Genomic DNA, 15,623 nt, shown 5'->3' on the forward strand with positions numbered 1-15,623 from the left:
CGCCTGTCTACTATTCGGCGGCCGTGCGCTGGACATAGCCCAGCCGGCCGTTGAGGTCCTCGAGCAGCTTTTCGGCGGCATCGGCGATGACCGTGCCGGGCGGGAAGATCGCGGAGGCGCCGGCCTCGAGCAGCGCCTCGAAATCCTGCGGCGGGATGACGCCGCCGACCACGATCATGATGTCGGGCCGCCCGGCCTTGGTGAGCGCCGCCTTGAGCTCGGGCACCAGCGTCAGATGGCCGGCCGCCAGCGACGAGACGCCGATGATGTGGACGTCATTCTCGACGCCCTGCCGGGCTGCCTCGTCGGGCGTGGCGAAGAGGGGGCCGATATCGACGTCGAAGCCGAGATCGGCGAAGGCCGAGGCGATCACCTTCTGGCCGCGGTCATGCCCGTCCTGTCCCATCTTGGCGACGAGGATGCGCGGGCGGCGGCCATCGGCCTCCTCGAACGCCTGCGTCATCATCTGCACGCGCGTGACCGCAGGGTTCATCGTGCCGACCTCCCGCTTGTAGACGCCGGCGATCGACTTGATCTCGGCCCGGTGGCGCCCGAAGACCTGCTCCATCGCCAGCGAAATCTCGCCGACGGTGGCCTTGGCGCGAGCCGCCTTCACCGCGAGGTCGAGCAGATTGGCCTCGCCCTTCGCCCCCTCGGTCAGGGCGGCGAGCGCGGCCTGAACCTCACTTTCGTTGCGCTCGGCCTTGAGGCGCTTCAGCTTTTCGAGCTGCTGCGCGCGCACCGAGGCGTTATCGACCTTGAGCACGTCGATCGCGGCCTCGTTCTCCGGTTTGAAGCAGTTCACGCCAATGATCGCCTGCAGCCCGCCATCGATGCGCGCCTGCGTCTTGGCGGCAGCCTCCTCGATGCGCAGCTTGGGGATGCCGGCCTCGATCGCCTTGGCCATGCCGCCGAGCGCTTCGACTTCCCTGATATGGCCCCAAGCCTTCGTCGCCAGCTCCGCCATCAGCCGCTCGACATAATAGGACCCGCCCCAGGGATCGATGATCCGGGTCGTGCCGCTCTCCTGCTGCAGCAGGATCTGCGTGTTGCGCGCGATGCGGGCTGAGAAGTCGGTGGGCAGCGCCAGCGCCTCGTCGAGCGCGTTGGTGTGAAGCGACTGGGTATGGCCCTGGGTCGCCGCCATCGCCTCGATCATCGTGCGCGGCACGTTGTTGAAGACGTCCTGCGCCGTCAGCGACCATCCCGAGGTCTGGCAATGGGTGCGCAGCGGCAGCGACTTCTCGCTCTGCGCGCCGAAATCCTTGACGAGCTTCGCCCAGATCAGCCGGCCGGCGCGCAGCTTGGCGACCTCCATGAAGAAATTCATGCCGATCGCCCAGAAGAAGGACAGGCGCGGCGCGAAGGCATCCACTCCCAGCCCCGCGCGCTGGCCGGCACGGATGTATTCGACGCCGTCGGCGAGCGTATAGGCCAGCTCGAGGTCCTGCGTCGCCCCGGCCTCCTGCATGTGGTAGCCGGAGATCGAGATCGAGTTGAATTTCGGCATGTTGGCCGAGGTGTAGGCGAAGATGTCGCCGATGATCCGCATCGAGGGCGCCGGCGGGTAGATATAGGTGTTGCGGACCATGAACTCCTTGAGGATGTCGTTCTGGATGGTCCCCGAGAGCTTGGCCGCCGGCACGCCCTGTTCTTCCGCCGCGACGATGTAGAGCGCGAGCACCGGCAGCACCGCCCCGTTCATCGTCATCGACACGCTCATCTGGTCGAGCGGGATGCCGGAGAACAGCGTGCGCATGTCGTAGATCGAGTCGATCGCGACGCCTGCCATGCCGACATCGCCCGCGACGCGCGGGTGGTCTGAATCGTAGCCGCGATGCGTCGCCAGATCGAAGGCGACCGAGAGGCCTTTCTGGCCGGCGGCGAGATTGCGCCTGTAGAAGGCGTTGGAATCCTCGGCCGTGGAGAAGCCGGCATATTGCCGGATCGTCCAGGGCTGGTTGACATACATCGTCGGGTAGGGCCCGCGCAGATAGGGCGCGATGCCCGGCAGCGTGTCGACGAAGGGCAGGCCCTCGCGATCCTGAGCCGTGTAGACCGGCTTGACCGGGATGCCCTCGGGCGTCAGCCAGGGCTCGCCGGTTGGGAGCGCGGGAGAGGCGGGGCTGGTGCCGTCGGCATAGGCCAGCGTCGTGAAATCCGGGATGGCTGTCATGGCTGTCTCCCGTCCTGACGATCCCACCAGTGGTGGAAATGATGCACCGGCCCGTGGCCGTGGCCAACCGGAACCTCGTCGGCCGCCGCGATCGCCGCCGAGATGTAGGTCTTGGCGTGGCCCACGGCTTCCGGCAGCGGGAGCCCTTTTGCCAGCCCCGACGCGATGGCGGATGACAGGGTGCAGCCCGTGCCATGGGTGTTGCGCGTGGTGATGCGCGGCGCCGCGAAGCGCTGGCGGCTACCGCCCGCGAGCAGGAGCAGGTCGCTGCTGCTGTCGCCGCCGCCGTGGCCGCCCTTGATCAGGACATTGGCGGCGCCGAGCGCCGCGAGCGCATCCGCCTGCCGCTCGACCGCGTCCTCGGTTTCCGCCTCGCCGGTGCCGAGCAGGGCGGCCGCCTCCGGCAGATTCGGCGTGATCAGCGTCGCCAGCGGGAAGAGATGGCGATGGATCGCGGCGACGGCCTCGTTTTCCAGCAGGCGCGCGCCCGAGGCCGCGACCATCACAGGGTCGAGCACGATGTTGCGCGCTTCGTGGCGCTTCAGCCCCGCAGCCACGGTCTCGATCAGCTCGGCCGTCGCCAGCATGCCGATCTTGACCGCCGCGACGTCGAGATCCTCGAAAACGGCGTCGATCTGCTGCGCGACGAAGTCCGCCGGCACTGCGTGGATGGCGGTGACGCCCTTGGTGTTCTGCGCCGTCAGCGCGACGAGGACGCTGGCGCCATAGACCTGATGCGCCGCGAAGGTCTTGAGATCGGCCTGGACGCCGGCGCCGCCGCTCGAATCCGAGCCGGCGATGGTCAGGGCGATGGCGGTCATGATCCGGTCTCCTCAGGCGGCATCGTGGGCGCGCCGCAGCGCGTCGAGCACGTCGCAGCCGGCATAGATGAACGAACGCACCCCCGCTTCGTTCAGTGCAGCCTCCAGTTCGCCCGGCCGGCCCGCCAGCCAGACGGTCGCGCCGGCCGCCGTCAACGCCTGCGCGGCAGCGATGCCCTCAGCCCCATAGTCGGCGTCCGACCCGCAGAGGCAGGCGAGACGCGCGCCCGAGGCCGTGAAGGCGGCCGCGAGCGCGGCGAGACCGGTGCCGCCCTTCTTTGCAAAGCCGTCGCCGACCGGGGCGGCGAGACCGCCCGCCTCGAACAGGTTGCGCGCAAAGCCGGCGCGTGCCGTGAAATCGGCGACCGGTCCGAGCGTCGCGAGGAAGACGACCGGCCGCTCCGCAGCCGCATCGGCCCGGTCGCGCAGCGCCTCGAAGGGTTCGGCCAGCCGCAGCGACGGCAGGGCAGGCGCCCGCAAGCCGTCCTGCGGCGCGATGAGGCCCTCTTCGCGTTCGGCGCCTGCGGCGAGCCGAGCGATCAGTACCTCCGGGTCGGGCACAGTTCCGGTCCGGCCCGTCGATGTGCCGGCGGTGACCGGTGCGACATCCAGCACGGTGACCGCGGCCTCCTTCAGGTTCGGGAACTCGCTCGTTCCGGTGATCGGCTCGCGCCGCGTCGCGACCGCCTTCGCGCGCGCCTCGCGCTGGCGTCCGAGCGCAGTCTGGACCGTCCCGGCGGTCAGCGCCGAGAGGATGCCCGGCAGGCCGTCCTTCGCCTCCCGTTCGATCGCCTGCATCTGAGCCCAGCCCTGCTCGCACAGCGCCTGCGTCAGAGTCTCGAAGCTGCCGGCGCCCGCGGTGGGGTCCGCGACGCGCCAGAGATTGGCCTCTTCCAGCAGCACGAGCTGGGTGTTTCGGGCGAGGCGGCGGGCGAAGCCGTCGGCGAGGCCGAGCGCCGCGGTGAAGGGCTGAACCGTCACGCCATCCGCCCCGCCGATGCCTGCGGAGAAGGTCGCGATGGTGCCGCGCAACAGATTGACCCAGGGGTCACGCTTCGTCAGCGAACGCCACGCCGTCTCGGCATGCAGGACCATCGGCACGGGCGTCAGCCCGCAGGCGCTCTGGATGCGGGCCCAGAGCAGGCGGGCCGCCCGCAGCTTGGCGATGGTCAGGAACTCGTCGGTGTCGGCGACCAGCGTAAACGAGATCGCGTCGCGCGCCTCCTGCAGCGAAAAACCCTCGGCTTCCAGCGCGCGCAGATAGGCGATGGCCGTCGCCAGGCCATAGCCAAGCTCCTGCGCCTCGCTCGCCCCGGCCTCATGCCAGGGCCGGGTGTCGACCGTCACGAAGGGGCCCTTGAAGCCGCGCGATTTCAGCGCCCGAACGGTCGCGGCGAGCCGGCGCCCGACCTCGGACCAGGAGGCCGCGAGCCCGCCGGTGCCGGCGAAGACGCCGATCGGGTCCATGCCGAAATCGATCGACAGCGCCTCGGGCGAAAGCCCGCGCGTCTCGATCAGCGCGGCCAGCAGCAGCGCGTTGATGCGACCCTCCGGGGCTGGATCGAGCCGCAACTGGATCAGATCGAGCATCGCGCCGTCGAGAGCGACGTCGAGAGCGGCGACATCCTGCGCAATGAGCCCGTATCCGCGTGCGGCGCGGGCTCCGGCAAAGGCGATCGTGAGGGCGTTGGCACCGCCCTCGAGGTCCGCCAGGGCCAGCTTCTGGGCCTCGGCCGGATCAGGATGATCGAGCCGGGTCGTGACCTGCCAGCGGCCGGCCTCAGCGCGCAAAGGCCGGGCCGACGGCGAGGCCGCCGCATAAAGCGGCTCGATCCGGATGCCGTCGGCCGTTTTGCTGACCAACCGCTTTTCGAAATCGCCGCCCTTCAGGACCTTGTCGACCGCCGTGCGCCAGGCCTCCTGCGTCGGAGCGGGAAACGCGCTCATGAAGGACAGGTCGGGGTCCGGGGCCGAAGTCATGCGAAGCTGTCCTCGTCATCAGCCGTCGCGCGCGGCTGCGCGGCGGTGATTGCCATGCAGGACGCCGCGCCGCCATTCCTACTTCGTCGCAACGCGGCTGCGCAAACCCGCGCCGGGGAGGGCACAAACGACAACGCCGCCTCGCGGCGGCGTTGCAACGGTCAAAGTGTGGCGCGGCTCAGACGAACTGGCCGAGACCCGGGATCGCGCCGACGATGGCGCCCATCGCATCCTCGCCCGCCTTTTCGCGGCCGACGGCGAACATTTCCTTCGAGACCGACTGGATCTGCCCCATCGAGAGGCCGGCGCCCATGAGCTGGCCGCCGAGCGCCATCACGCCGCCGCTGCCGCCCATCATGCCGCCGACCATGCCCATCAGGCCGCCCTTGGCGCCGCCCTCGGCCGCCGCGAGCTCCGCTGCGCCAGGCAGTGCCGCCATCAGCTCGCCGATCTCGGCCGGCGGACCTTCCTTCTGAAGGAAAGCGAGGATGATGCCGACCGCCTTGCGGGCGAGCTCTTCGTTGAGGCCCGAGGCCGCAATCACGCGGGAAATCAGTTCTTCCATTGTTTCGGTCCTGTGGGTTGCGGCGCGGACGGCCAGATGGTTCACATATCAACTATTCGCGAAGCCCGATAGTCCCGGCGCGCGGCGGGCTTCCGCCGCGCGCCACCATTCGCTACATCCTTGCCCTGACCCATCGACAGCACAACAGGAAGCCCCATGGCGGATGACGGCGCGATTCTGATCGGCAAGAGCTGGAAGCCGGAAACCCTCCTGCTCAAGCTCGCCAACCGCCACGGACTCGTCACCGGCGCGACCGGCACCGGCAAGACGGTGACGCTGCAGGTGCTGGCCGAGGGCTTCGCCCGCGAGGGCGTTCCCGTCTTCGCAGCCGACATCAAGGGCGACCTCTCAGGTATCGCCGCACCCGGCGATTCCAAGCCGCCCTTTGTCAAGCGCGCCGAGGAGATCGGCGTGAAATACGAGGCGGACCAGTTCACCACCGTGTTCTGGGACGTCTTCGGCGAGCAGGGCCATCCCGTCCGCGCCACAATCTCCGAGATGGGGCCGCTGCTGCTCGCCCGCCTGCTCGATCTCAACGAGACGCAGGAGGGCGTGCTCAACATCGCCTTCCGCATCGCCGACGAGCAAAAACTGCTGCTGCTCGACCTCAAGGATCTGCGCGCCATCCTCGGCTTCATCGCCGAGAACGCCAAGGAGCTGACGACCAAATACGGCAACGTCACCTCGCAGACGGTCGGCACGATCCAGCGCGCGCTGCTGGTCTTGGAAAACCAGAAGGGCGACCTGTTCTTCGGCGAGCCGGCGCTCGAGATTTCCGACTTAATGCGGACGGACCGCTATGGCCGCGGCATCGTCAACATCATGGCCGCCGACAAGCTGATGGCCAATCCGCGGCTCTATGCGACCTTCCTGCTCTGGCTGCTGTCGGAGCTGTTCGAGCAGCTGCCCGAGGTCGGCGATCTCGACAAGCCCAAGCTCGTCTTCTTCTTCGACGAGGCGCATCTGCTCTTCAACGGCGCGCCCAAGGCCCTGCTGACGGCGGTCGAGCAGGTCGTGCGGCTGATCCGCTCGAAGGGCGTCGGCGTCTATTTCGTCACGCAGAACCCGCTCGACATCCCCGAGACCGTGCTGGCCCAGCTCGGAAACCGCGTCCAGCACGCGCTGCGCGCCTTCACCCCGCGCGACCAGAAGGCGGTCAAGGCGGCCGCCGAAACCTTCCGACAGAACCCCAAGATCAACACCGCCGAGGCGATCATGCATCTGGCGGTCGGCGAGGCGCTGATCTCGACGCTCGAGGGCAAGGGCTCGCCGACGGTCGTCGAGCGCGCGCTGATCGCCCCGCCGATGGCGCAGGTCGGGCCCTGCTCGGCGCAGATCCGCCAGCAGGCGCTGACCGAATCCGGCTTCAAGGGCAAATACGACACCATGATCGACCGCGAGTCGGCCTATGAGGAGCTGGCCGCCCGCAAGAACCTCGCCGAGGCCGGCCCCGTCGAAGCCTCGACGGCGGGTGGTGGCGGCATTCTCGACACGATCGGCGGCTGGCTTGGTGGCGGCGCGCCGCAGCAGCGCCCCAAGACCGGCCCCGGCAGCCGCGGCGGCGCCCTGCCGCAGAGCATGGCGGAAAAAGTGCTGACCTCCGCCGCCCGCTCGGCCGCGACCACAATCGGCCGCCAGGTCGGCACCGCGATCCTGCGTGGTGTGCTGGGGAGCATGATGGGCGGGAAGCGCTGAGCGTATCGCCCTGCGTCATGCTCGGACTTGACCCGAGCATCTCGTAAACCAGCCATCTGGTCATGAGATTCTCGGGTCAAGCCCGAGAATGACGTGCGCCTTCGCATCGATGCCATGTCAGGACGAGGCTGACGCCGGCCCTGCGCCTTGCCATGATGGCGTCACCTGAATCGGCTCAGCCGCCCGGCACGAGCCCAGCCCTGCCGAGTGCCATGACCCAGCTTCCCGCGATCCTCGCCCGCCTCGATGCCGATCTCGACGCCTCGCTGGCGCGGCTGTCCTCCTGGCTCGAAATCCCCTCGATCTCGACCGATTCGGCTTATGCCGCCGACAGCCGCCGCGCGGCGGAGTGGCTGGCGAAGGATCTGGAAGCGCTCGGCTTCACCGCCGGCCTGCGCGAGACGCCCGGCCATCCGATCGTGCTCGCCCACCGGCCTAAGCCCGGCGCGCCGCATGTGCTGTTCTACGGCCATTACGACGTCCAGCCGGTCGATCCGCTGGAGCTCTGGGAGACCAAGCCCTTCGAGCCGGTGATCAAGGAGATCGAGCCCGGCCGCAAGGTCATCGTCGCGCGCGGCGCCTGCGACGACAAGGGCCAGGTCATGACCTTCGTCGAGGCGCTGCGGGCGACGCTCGCCGAGACGGGCGACTTGCCGATCGGTGTCACCGTCATGGTCGAGGGCGAGGAGGAATCGGGCTCGGTCAACCTGCCGGCCTTCGTCCGCGACAACGCCGCCGAGTTGAAGGCCGATTTTGCGCTCGTCTGCGACACAGGCATGTGGGACCGGCAGACCCCGGCCATCACCGCCTCGCTGCGCGGGCTGGTCTATCAGGAGGTGACGATCACCTGCGCCGACCGCGACCTGCATTCCGGCCTGTTCGGCGGTGCGGCGGCCAACCCCGTCCATGTGCTCGCGAAGATCGTTGCAGCCCTGCATGACGAGGACGGGCGCATCACGCTGCCGGGCTTCTATGACGGCGTCGAGGAGCCGACCAACCAGCAGAAGGCCGACTGGGCCGATCTCAATCTCACCGAGGACGAGTTCCTCGGCCAGATCGGGCTGAAGCACTCGATCGGCGAGAAGGGGCGCATGCTGATCGAGCAGATCCAGTCCCGCCCGACCTGCGACGTCAACGGGCTCTGGGGCGGCTATACCGGGGAGGGCACCAAAACCGTGATCGCCGGCAAGGCCTCGGCCAAGGTCTCCTTCCGCCTCGTCGGCAAGCAGGACCCGGCCAAGATCGCCGCCGCCTTCCAGGCCTTCGTGCGCGAGCGGCTGCCGGCCGACGTCACGGCGGAGTTCGTCGCCCATGGCGCCTCGCCGGCGATCGCCGTGCCGGTCGAGTCGCTGGCGCTGCGCCAGGCGCAAAACGCGCTGACCGAGGAATGGGGACGCAAGGCGGTGACCATCGGCTCGGGCGGGTCGATCCCCGTCGTCGGCGATTTCAAGCGCCTGCTCGGCATCGACACGCTGCTCGTCGGCTTCGGGCTCGATGACGACCGCGTGCATTCGCCCAACGAGAAATACGACCTTTCCTCCTTCCACAAGGGCCAGCGCTCCTGGGCCCGCATCCTGCAGGCGCTTGCCGCAAAGGGGGCCTGAGCCGATGAAATCCGTCTGCGTGTTCTGCGGGTCCAACCCCGGCAATGATCCTGTCTATGCCGAAGGCGCGCGCGCCATGGGCGCCGAGATTGCGAGGCGCGGCATGGTGCTGGTCTATGGCGGCGGCGCGGTCGGGCTGATGGGCATCGTCGCCGATGCCGCGCTCGCGGCCGGCGGCGAGGTCCATGACGTCATCCCCCGCGCGCTGCGCGAGAAGGAGGTCGGCCATCACCACCTGACCCGCCTCGAGATCGTCGAAACCATGCATATCCGCAAGGCCCGCATGGCCGAACTCTCGGAGGGCTTCATCGCTATGCCCGGCGGCATCGGCACCTTCGAGGAGCTGTTCGAGATCTGGACCTGGTCCCAGCTCGGCATCCACGACAAGCCGCTCGCCTTCCTGAATGTCGCCGGCTTCTACGATCCCTTGGCGACCTTCCTCGACAACACGGTGGAGGCCGGCTTCCTCAAGCAGACCCACCGCGCCATGACGATCACCGACACGGAGCCCGCGACGCTGCTCGACCGCATGGAGCAGTATGTGCCGGCGGTGACGTATAAATGGGTGGAGAAGGAGGAGGTGTGAGCGCCTCCATATCATCGCCCCACGGTTGTAGGAAATTAGTCCTTGACAGCGTCACGCTGATCCGCTAGACATCAGGAACGCTCACGAAGTGTGACTGACGCCCAAGCCGCCGCGCCCATCCGCCGGCGGCTTTCGCATGTCCGGCCCTGCGAGGTTTTACCCATGTCCGATCCCGAGGAAGACGCGCCGGCTTTGCCGGTCGCGAAGGGCAAGCGTCTGTCCGTGGCCCGCAAGGCCGTGGTGACGCGGCTCTGGCGCGCGGCGCAGCGCCAGCTCGACGCGCATGAGGCGCGGCTCGACGAACTGCCGAAGGGCGCAGCCGCCAGCGAATCCGAGGCGAAGGCGCTCGCGGTGCTGGCCCGCACGGTGCGCGAACTGGTGGCGCTCGACGCGGCGTCGCCCGGCCGGGAGGACAGATCCAACGATGAACTCTCGCCCGCCGCCGGACTGCGCCACGTCGCCGAGCTCCGAAAGGAGCTTGCACGACGTCTTGAAGTCCTTGCCGCCGGAGAGACGAATCCCGCTGTTGCGGCAACTCCTGTCGACGGCGACGCCTGACGAATACGAGGTTCTGATCGTCGAATGGACGATCTGGGCGCGGCCGGACCAGATGCCGCCGCCACCCCCGCTCCGGGGTGTCTGGCTGGTGCTTGGCGGGCGGGGCGCGGGCAAGACCCGCACCGGCGCCGAATGGGTCAAGGGCATGGCGCTGGGGCAGGAGCCTTATGCGCCGGCTGCGACAGAACGGATCGCGCTGGTCGGCGAGACGCAAGGCCAGGTCCGCGACGTGATGATCGAGGGCGTCTCCGGACTGCTTGCGATCCACACCCGCTGGGAGCGGCCGAGCTGGTATCCCTCGCGGCGGCGGCTCGAATGGCCCAATGGCGCGATCGCCCAGGTGTTCTCGGCGGAAGATCCGGAAGGGCTGCGCGGCCCGCAATTCGGCGCCGCCTGGTCCGACGAACTGGCGAAATGGCCGAACCTTCAGGAGACCTGGGACATGCTGCAATTCGGCTTACGCCTCGGCGACCGGCCGCGCCAGATCGTCACCACGACGCCGCGCCCCGTGCCGCTGATCAAGCGGCTGCTGGCGGATCCCGAAGTGGCCGTCAGCCGCGCCGCGACGAGCGCCAACCGCTTCAACCTCGCGGCCGATTTCATCCGCAGCGTGACGCTCAGCTATGGCGGCACGCGGCTCGGCCGGCAGGAACTCGACGGCGAACTGGTCGAGGAAAGCGCGGATGCGCTCTGGACGCGGGCGATGATCGAGGAGTGCCGGGAGCGGGAGGCGCCGGCTCTGGCGCGGATCGTGGTCGCGGTCGATCCGCCGGCCTCGTCCTCGGCCCGCGCCGATTCCTGCGGGCTGGTGGTCGCCGGCCTCGACGGAGACGGCCTCGGCCATGTGCTGGAGGATGGGACGGTGGCGGGTGCCCGCCCGCATGAATGGGCGGCCAAGGCGGTCGCGCTCTACCGGCGCTTCGAGGCCGATGCGCTCGTCGTCGAGGTCAACCAGGGCGGCGAGATGGCGACCGCGGTCATCCGCGAGGTCGATGCCGGCGTGCCGGTCAGCGCGGTCAGGGCGACGCGCGGCAAATATCTGCGGGCCGAGCCTGTGGCGGCGCTCTATGCGCAGGGGCGGGTGCGCCATGCCGGCGCCTTTCCCGCGCTCGAAGACGAGATGTGCGATTTCGGCCCCGGCGGCCTCAGCTCCGGCCGCTCGCCCGACCGGCTCGACGCGCTCGTCTGGGCGCTGACCCATCTGATGCTCGGCCCCAAGGGCCGGCCGCGGGTGAGGGGGATTTAGGCCCGTCATTCTCGGGCGGCGCGCCGTCATTGCGAGCACAGCGAAGCAATCCAGGGGCCGTCGAGCGCTGCCGTTCTGGATTGCTTCGCTGTGCTCGCAATGACGGACCACTTCAACAGCGAGACCTCCATGCTCCATCTCCTTCGCCACCTGCGCGGCTTCGCCGCGCCGGAACGCAAGCGCTCGCGAGTCGGGCCGCTGATCGCGCTGCACGAGGCCGGTCGTCCGGTCTGGACGCCGCGCGACTATGCGGCGCTCGCCCGCGAGGGCTATGAGCGCAACCCGGTCGTGCATCGCTGCGTCCGGCTGATCGCCGAGGCGGCGGCGCAGACGCCGCTGATCGCCAAGATCGGTGATCGGGAAAGGCCCGAGCATCCGGCGCTCGCGCTGATCGACCGGCCCAATCCGCGCCAGGGCGGCATCGCCTTTCGCGAGATGCTGTTCGGGCATCTGCTGGTCGCCGGCAACGCCTATGTCGAGGCCGCCGGCACGGGGGCCGAGCCGCGCGAACTCTATGCGCTGCGGCCTGACCGGATGAAGGTCGTGCCCGGCCGCGATGGCTGGCCGGAAGCCTATGACTACACGGTCGGCGGCGACACCATCCGCTTCCGGCAGGACGAGGGCGTCGTTCCGCCGATCCTGCATCTCACCCTGTTCCATCCGGTCGACGACCATTACGGCCTCTCGCCGATCGAGGCCGCCGCCTGCTCGCTCGACATCCACAACGCCGCCAGCGCCTGGCACAAGGGCCTGCTCGACAATGCGGCCCGGCCCTCCGGTGCGCTGGTCTATGATGGGCCCGACGGGGCGAGCCTGACCGACGCGCAGTTCGAGCGGCTGAAAGCCGAGCTTGAAGACAGCTTCCAGGGCGCCCGCAATGCCGGCCGGCCCCTGCTGCTCGAAGGCGGGCTCGACTGGAAGCCGCTCTCGCTGACGCCGGCCGAACTCGATTTCGTCGCGGCCAAGGGCGTCGCGGCGCGGGAGATCGCGCTCGCCTTCGGCGTGCCGCCGCTGCTGCTCGGCCTGCCCGGCGACAACACCCATGCCAATTTCGCCGAGGCCAACCGCGCCTTCTGGCGTCAGACCGCGATCCCGCTGGTGCGGCGCACCGCGCAGTCGCTGGCGCAATGGCTCGGGCCGGCCTTCGGCGGCGATCTCTCGCTCGAGCCCGATCTCGACGCGATCGAGGCCTTGGCCGAGGAGCGGGAATCGCTCTGGCGCCGGCTCGGCGCGGCGACCTTCCTCAGCGAGGACGAGAAGCGCGAGGCGGTCGGCTACGGCCGGGCGCCGGAGGGGGAGGGGTGAGCCCGTGAACTTGCTCGACCAGATCGTCACCGCCTTCGTCGGGCGCGCCGATGTCGGCCATCTCGGCCTCCTGCTCTGGGCTGCGACGGCCTCGGCCGCAGCCTGGTTCGTGATGCGCGAGCTCTCCGCCGCCAACCGCCGCTTCGACGACTTCGTGCGCGAACTCAACCGCTTCAACGCCCGTCACGAGGGGGACCAGCCATGACGCGTTCCGCAGACCATAAGCCCGCCCCGCCGAAAGCCTCCGGCCCGGGCCGCAGCCCGCCGCGGCAGCCGGCGCGCGGGCCGGCCAACACCGAGGCCTTCGGCCGCTTCCTGCGCCATCTGGCGCGGCTGGAAGGCGGTGCGGGTCGCGTCGGCAAGGCCGGGGAGCGGGCGCGATGAGGGCGCGCGCTCCTGCCGGCCCCTGCGACCGCGAGTGCAAGTTCCTGCCGCTGCCGCCGGCGCGCATCGGCCTCGACGGGCTGTTCGAGGGCTATGCCAGCCTCTTCGGCATCGCCGATCTCGGCAAGGACATCGTCGAGCGCGGCGCCTTTCGCGAGAGCCTGGCGCGGCGGGGGCCTGCGGGCGTCAAGCTGCTCTGGCAGCATGATCCGGCCGAGCCGATCGGCCGCTGGATCGCGCTCACCGAGGATTCGCGCGGGCTCTTCGTCAGGGGCCAGCTCTCGCTGGCGGTCGCCCGTGCCCGGGAGATCCACGCCCTGATGCGCGAAGGCGCGGTGGATGGGCTCTCGATCGGCTTCCGTTCGGAGCGCGCCCGCACCGAGCCGCGCAGCGGCCTGCGCCGGCTGGAGCGGATCGACCTCTGGGAGATCTCGATCGTCACCTTCCCGATGCTGCCGCAGGCCCGGATCTCCGCCGTCAAGGCGCTGCGCCCCGCGCAGCGGTCCTCTCACGCCGCCTTCGCTCACGCCTGAAACTGCTTTTCCCCGAAGGAGAGACCATGACCACTGTCAACCACGCTCCCGAGAGCAAGGCCGCCGGCGCCGATCTGTCGCTGGCCTTCGACGATCTGCGCTACACGCTGGAGAGCTACCGCGTCAGCAATGACGAGCGCCTCGCGCAGATCGAAAGCCGCCACGGCGTCGATCCGCTGACCGAGGAGAAGATGGCGCGCATCGACGCCGCCCTCGACGAGACGATGCGCCGCATCGACCGGATGACGCTGGACCGCAGCCGCCCGGCGCTCGGGCGCGACGAGCCGCGCGATCCGCTGGTCGGCGAGCACAAGGCCGCCTTCGCGGCCTATGTCCGCAGCGGCGAGGCGAGCGGCCTCAAGCGGCTCGAGGCCAAGGCGCTCTCGGCCGGCTCGGGGCCGGACGGCGGCTATCTCGCCCCCTCCAGCGTCGAGAGCGAGATTCTGCGGCGGCTTTCGACCGCCTCGCCGATCCGCGCCCTGGCGACGGTGCGGACGATCTCGTCCGGCACCTACAAGAAGGCGTTCTCGACTACCGGGCCGGCTTCCGGTTGGGTCGGCGAGAGCGCGGCGCGCCCGCAGACCGGCTCGCCCACCCTGGCGGAGCTCTCCTTCCCGGCGATGGAACTCTACGCCATGCCGGCGGCGACGCAGACCCTGCTCGACGACGCCATCGTCAACATCGACCAGTGGATCGCCGAAGAGGTCGAGAGCGCCTTCGCCGAGCAGGAGGGGGCGGCCTTCGTCAGCGGCGACGGCATCGACAAGCCCAAGGGCTTCCTCGCCTATCCCATGGTCGCGGAAGCGAGCTGGAACTGGGGCAGCATCGGCGTCCTCAACACCGGCGTCGCCGGCGCCTTCGCCACGGCCAACCCGTCCGACATCCTGGTCGATCTCGTCTATGCGCTGAAGGCCGGCTACCGCCAGAACGCGTCCTTCGTGATGAACCGCAAGACGCAGGCGCAGGTCCGCAAGTTCAAGGACTCGACGGGCCAGTATCTCTGGCAGCCGCCGGCCTCGATCGGCGCGCCCGCGACGCTGATGGGCTTCCCGCTCGTCGAGGCGGAGACCATGCCCGACATCGCCAACAATGCGCTCGCGCTGGCCTTCGGTGACTTCCGCCGGGGCTATCTCGTCGTCGATCGCGCCGGCGTGCGCATCCTGCGCGATCCCTATTCCGCCAAGCCCTATGTGCTGTTCTACACGACCAAACGGGTCGGTGGCGGCGTGCAGGACTTCGCGGCGATCAAGGGGCTGCGGTTCGCCGCCTGAGCCCGTACCGCTGGCTGGGGGCGGGCTCCGCCCTCAGCGCATCGGCCACCAACTGTAGCCGGACGGCGCAGGCTGCTCGGCCAGACGCTGGTTGGTCCCGAGCGTGAGCAGCCTAGCCGCGGACTCCGTGATCCAGGCCCGGTGCTCGCTGATCGGCGTGATCGCGGTGAAGCCGCCGCAGATGCGTCGCTCGCGCGTATTCAGCGGACCGCTCGACCAGCTGACGATGCCCACGAGATCGCGCGAGCGGATCTCGCCGCGCAGGACCGGCCCGCCGGAATCCCCGCGGCAGGCGCCGGCACCGGGCGTCTCGCCCCTGGCCTCGGGGTCGACGGCCACTTTGACGGTGTTCTGCGTCGTGTAGTTGCCGGCGTTGACCAGCCGCGTCTCGCGCAGGCGTCGCGCCGTCTTCTTGTTGGTTTCGACCGAGAGGCCGAAGCCCGCCATGGTCACGACCTCGCCCTGCCACAGGCCGCCGCCGAGCGTGACGGGCTGGATATCGGACGGGAGGGGGGCAGACAGGCGCAGCATCGCGAGATCGGCGCCCGGCTGGGTGCGTGGCGTCGTGCCCGGCACGAAGCTGGGATGGGGCATCACAGCCAGAACGGCATGGCGGCGCGGGCGGAAATTGGGATCGAGGCTCACCACGCTGACCGAACCGCCGCCCATCAGGCAATGCGCCGCCGTCAGCACCAGCTCGGGCGCGATCGCCGCGCCGGAGCAGAGTTCGCCGCGGCTGGTTTCGATCCGCAGGGTCGAGGCCCGCGCGCCCCGCACATCCTGCGAGGCGATGCCACCGATGACTGCGAGCGCGGGCGTGCTGCCCGCGAGCAGCGCGGTGGCGAGAGCAAAGGTGAGGCGGCGCGTTGTCATGAGGCGGACCGGATGGACGAACATCC

Annotated in this window: 15 protein-coding genes; 10 read left to right on the plus strand and 5 right to left on the minus strand. The window is 69.5% G+C overall.

The window, feature by feature from the left end; all coding sequences use genetic code 11:
* Positions 1 to 10: 10 nt before the first annotated feature.
* The 4 genes from scpA to ACFPN9_RS18195 form a co-directional block, all read right to left on the minus strand.
* Positions 11 to 2,176, minus strand: coding sequence for a methylmalonyl-CoA mutase (gene scpA, locus ACFPN9_RS18180; RefSeq protein WP_067253459.1), 2,166 nt, complete (start codon positions 2,174 to 2,176; stop codon positions 11 to 13).
* Positions 2,173 to 2,997 carry a bifunctional hydroxymethylpyrimidine kinase/phosphomethylpyrimidine kinase gene (thiD, locus tag ACFPN9_RS18185; RefSeq protein ID WP_066725867.1) on the minus strand — a complete coding sequence of 275 codons (825 nt, stop codon included), beginning with the start codon at positions 2,995 to 2,997 and terminating at the stop codon, positions 2,173 to 2,175. Before thiD ends, scpA begins: the two co-directional genes overlap by 4 nt.
* 12 nt (positions 2,998 to 3,009) lie before the next feature.
* Complete coding sequence (locus ACFPN9_RS18190) at positions 3,010 to 4,977, minus strand: methylmalonyl-CoA mutase subunit beta (RefSeq protein WP_082735295.1); 1,968 nt, start codon at positions 4,975 to 4,977, stop codon at positions 3,010 to 3,012.
* A gap of 178 nt (positions 4,978 to 5,155) precedes the next feature.
* Complete coding sequence (locus ACFPN9_RS18195; protein WP_066725870.1) at positions 5,156 to 5,542, minus strand: hypothetical protein; 387 nt, start codon at positions 5,540 to 5,542, stop codon at positions 5,156 to 5,158.
* A gap of 156 nt (positions 5,543 to 5,698) precedes the next feature.
* On the opposite strand from ACFPN9_RS18195, the gene ACFPN9_RS18200 reads away from it, so the two are divergent.
* The 10 genes from ACFPN9_RS18200 to ACFPN9_RS18245 all read left to right on the plus strand — a co-directional run bounded on the left by ACFPN9_RS18200 (position 5,699) and on the right by ACFPN9_RS18245 (position 14,724).
* On the plus strand, positions 5,699 to 7,237 hold the full coding sequence (locus ACFPN9_RS18200; RefSeq protein ID WP_066725873.1) for a helicase HerA-like domain-containing protein: 1,539 nt from the start codon (positions 5,699 to 5,701) through the stop codon (positions 7,235 to 7,237).
* Between the two features lie 212 nt (positions 7,238 to 7,449).
* A complete protein-coding gene (locus tag ACFPN9_RS18205) occupies positions 7,450 to 8,841 on the plus strand; it encodes a dipeptidase (RefSeq protein ID WP_066725881.1) in 1,392 nt (463 codons plus the stop codon).
* 4 nt (positions 8,842 to 8,845) lie between these two features.
* Positions 8,846 to 9,427 (plus strand): LOG family protein, encoded by a 582-nt coding sequence (locus ACFPN9_RS18210; protein ID WP_066725884.1) that lies wholly within the window; start codon positions 8,846 to 8,848, stop codon positions 9,425 to 9,427.
* Positions 9,428 to 9,589: 162 nt separating this feature from the next.
* Positions 9,590 to 9,985, plus strand: coding sequence for a hypothetical protein (locus ACFPN9_RS18215; protein WP_066725887.1), 396 nt, complete (start codon positions 9,590 to 9,592; stop codon positions 9,983 to 9,985).
* Complete coding sequence (locus tag ACFPN9_RS18220; RefSeq protein ID WP_465247895.1) at positions 9,927 to 11,231, plus strand: DNA-packaging protein; 1,305 nt, start codon at positions 9,927 to 9,929, stop codon at positions 11,229 to 11,231. Before ACFPN9_RS18215 ends, ACFPN9_RS18220 begins: the two co-directional genes overlap by 59 nt.
* A gap of 129 nt (positions 11,232 to 11,360) precedes the next feature.
* Positions 11,361 to 12,536: a phage portal protein gene (locus ACFPN9_RS18225; protein WP_082735311.1), complete on the plus strand. Its 1,176-nt coding sequence runs from the start codon at positions 11,361 to 11,363 to the stop codon at positions 12,534 to 12,536.
* Positions 12,537 to 12,540: 4 nt separating this feature from the next.
* On the plus strand, positions 12,541 to 12,741 hold the full coding sequence (locus ACFPN9_RS18230) for a hypothetical protein (RefSeq protein ID WP_069054486.1): 201 nt from the start codon (positions 12,541 to 12,543) through the stop codon (positions 12,739 to 12,741).
* Positions 12,738 to 12,920, plus strand: a complete 183-nt coding sequence (locus tag ACFPN9_RS18235; protein ID WP_066725890.1) for a hypothetical protein — start codon at positions 12,738 to 12,740, stop codon at positions 12,918 to 12,920. Before ACFPN9_RS18230 ends, ACFPN9_RS18235 begins: the two co-directional genes overlap by 4 nt.
* Positions 12,917 to 13,453 (plus strand): HK97 family phage prohead protease, encoded by a 537-nt coding sequence (locus ACFPN9_RS18240; RefSeq protein ID WP_082735297.1) that lies wholly within the window; start codon positions 12,917 to 12,919, stop codon positions 13,451 to 13,453. Before ACFPN9_RS18235 ends, ACFPN9_RS18240 begins: the two co-directional genes overlap by 4 nt.
* 26 nt (positions 13,454 to 13,479) lie before the next feature.
* A complete protein-coding gene (locus ACFPN9_RS18245; protein WP_066726032.1) occupies positions 13,480 to 14,724 on the plus strand; it encodes a phage major capsid protein in 1,245 nt (414 codons plus the stop codon).
* Positions 14,725 to 14,757: 33 nt separating this feature from the next.
* Here ACFPN9_RS18245 and ACFPN9_RS18250 read toward each other — a convergent pair whose 3' ends face one another.
* Positions 14,758 to 15,597 (minus strand): S1 family peptidase, encoded by an 840-nt coding sequence (locus tag ACFPN9_RS18250; protein WP_066726034.1) that lies wholly within the window; start codon positions 15,595 to 15,597, stop codon positions 14,758 to 14,760.
* Positions 15,598 to 15,623: the final 26 nt, after the last annotated feature.

Origin of the sequence: Allobosea massiliensis (assembly GCF_042655245.1) — a bacterium.
Classification (GTDB): Bacteria; Pseudomonadota; Alphaproteobacteria; order Rhizobiales; family Beijerinckiaceae; genus Allobosea; species Allobosea massiliensis.

Coding starts and splice junctions, on each gene's coding strand:
- ACFPN9_RS18210 (WP_066725884.1), top strand. CDS start 8,846: ATGAAATCCGTCTGCGTGTTCTGCGGGTCCAACCCCGGCAATGATCCT.
- ACFPN9_RS18215 (WP_066725887.1), top strand. CDS start 9,590: ATGTCCGATCCCGAGGAAGACGCGCCGGCTTTGCCGGTCGCGAAGGGC.
- scpA (WP_067253459.1), bottom strand. CDS start 2,176: ATGACAGCCATCCCGGATTTCACGACGCTGGCCTATGCCGACGGCACC.
- ACFPN9_RS18250 (WP_066726034.1), bottom strand. CDS start 15,597: ATGACAACGCGCCGCCTCACCTTTGCTCTCGCCACCGCGCTGCTCGCG.
- ACFPN9_RS18245 (WP_066726032.1), top strand. CDS start 13,480: ATGACCACTGTCAACCACGCTCCCGAGAGCAAGGCCGCCGGCGCCGAT.
- ACFPN9_RS18205 (WP_066725881.1), top strand. CDS start 7,450: ATGACCCAGCTTCCCGCGATCCTCGCCCGCCTCGATGCCGATCTCGAC.
- ACFPN9_RS18225 (WP_082735311.1), top strand. CDS start 11,361: ATGCTCCATCTCCTTCGCCACCTGCGCGGCTTCGCCGCGCCGGAACGC.
- ACFPN9_RS18200 (WP_066725873.1), top strand. CDS start 5,699: ATGGCGGATGACGGCGCGATTCTGATCGGCAAGAGCTGGAAGCCGGAA.
- ACFPN9_RS18240 (WP_082735297.1), top strand. CDS start 12,917: ATGAGGGCGCGCGCTCCTGCCGGCCCCTGCGACCGCGAGTGCAAGTTC.
- ACFPN9_RS18235 (WP_066725890.1), top strand. CDS start 12,738: ATGACGCGTTCCGCAGACCATAAGCCCGCCCCGCCGAAAGCCTCCGGC.
- ACFPN9_RS18195 (WP_066725870.1), bottom strand. CDS start 5,542: ATGGAAGAACTGATTTCCCGCGTGATTGCGGCCTCGGGCCTCAACGAA.
- ACFPN9_RS18190 (WP_082735295.1), bottom strand. CDS start 4,977: ATGACTTCGGCCCCGGACCCCGACCTGTCCTTCATGAGCGCGTTTCCC.
- thiD (WP_066725867.1), bottom strand. CDS start 2,997: ATGACCGCCATCGCCCTGACCATCGCCGGCTCGGATTCGAGCGGCGGC.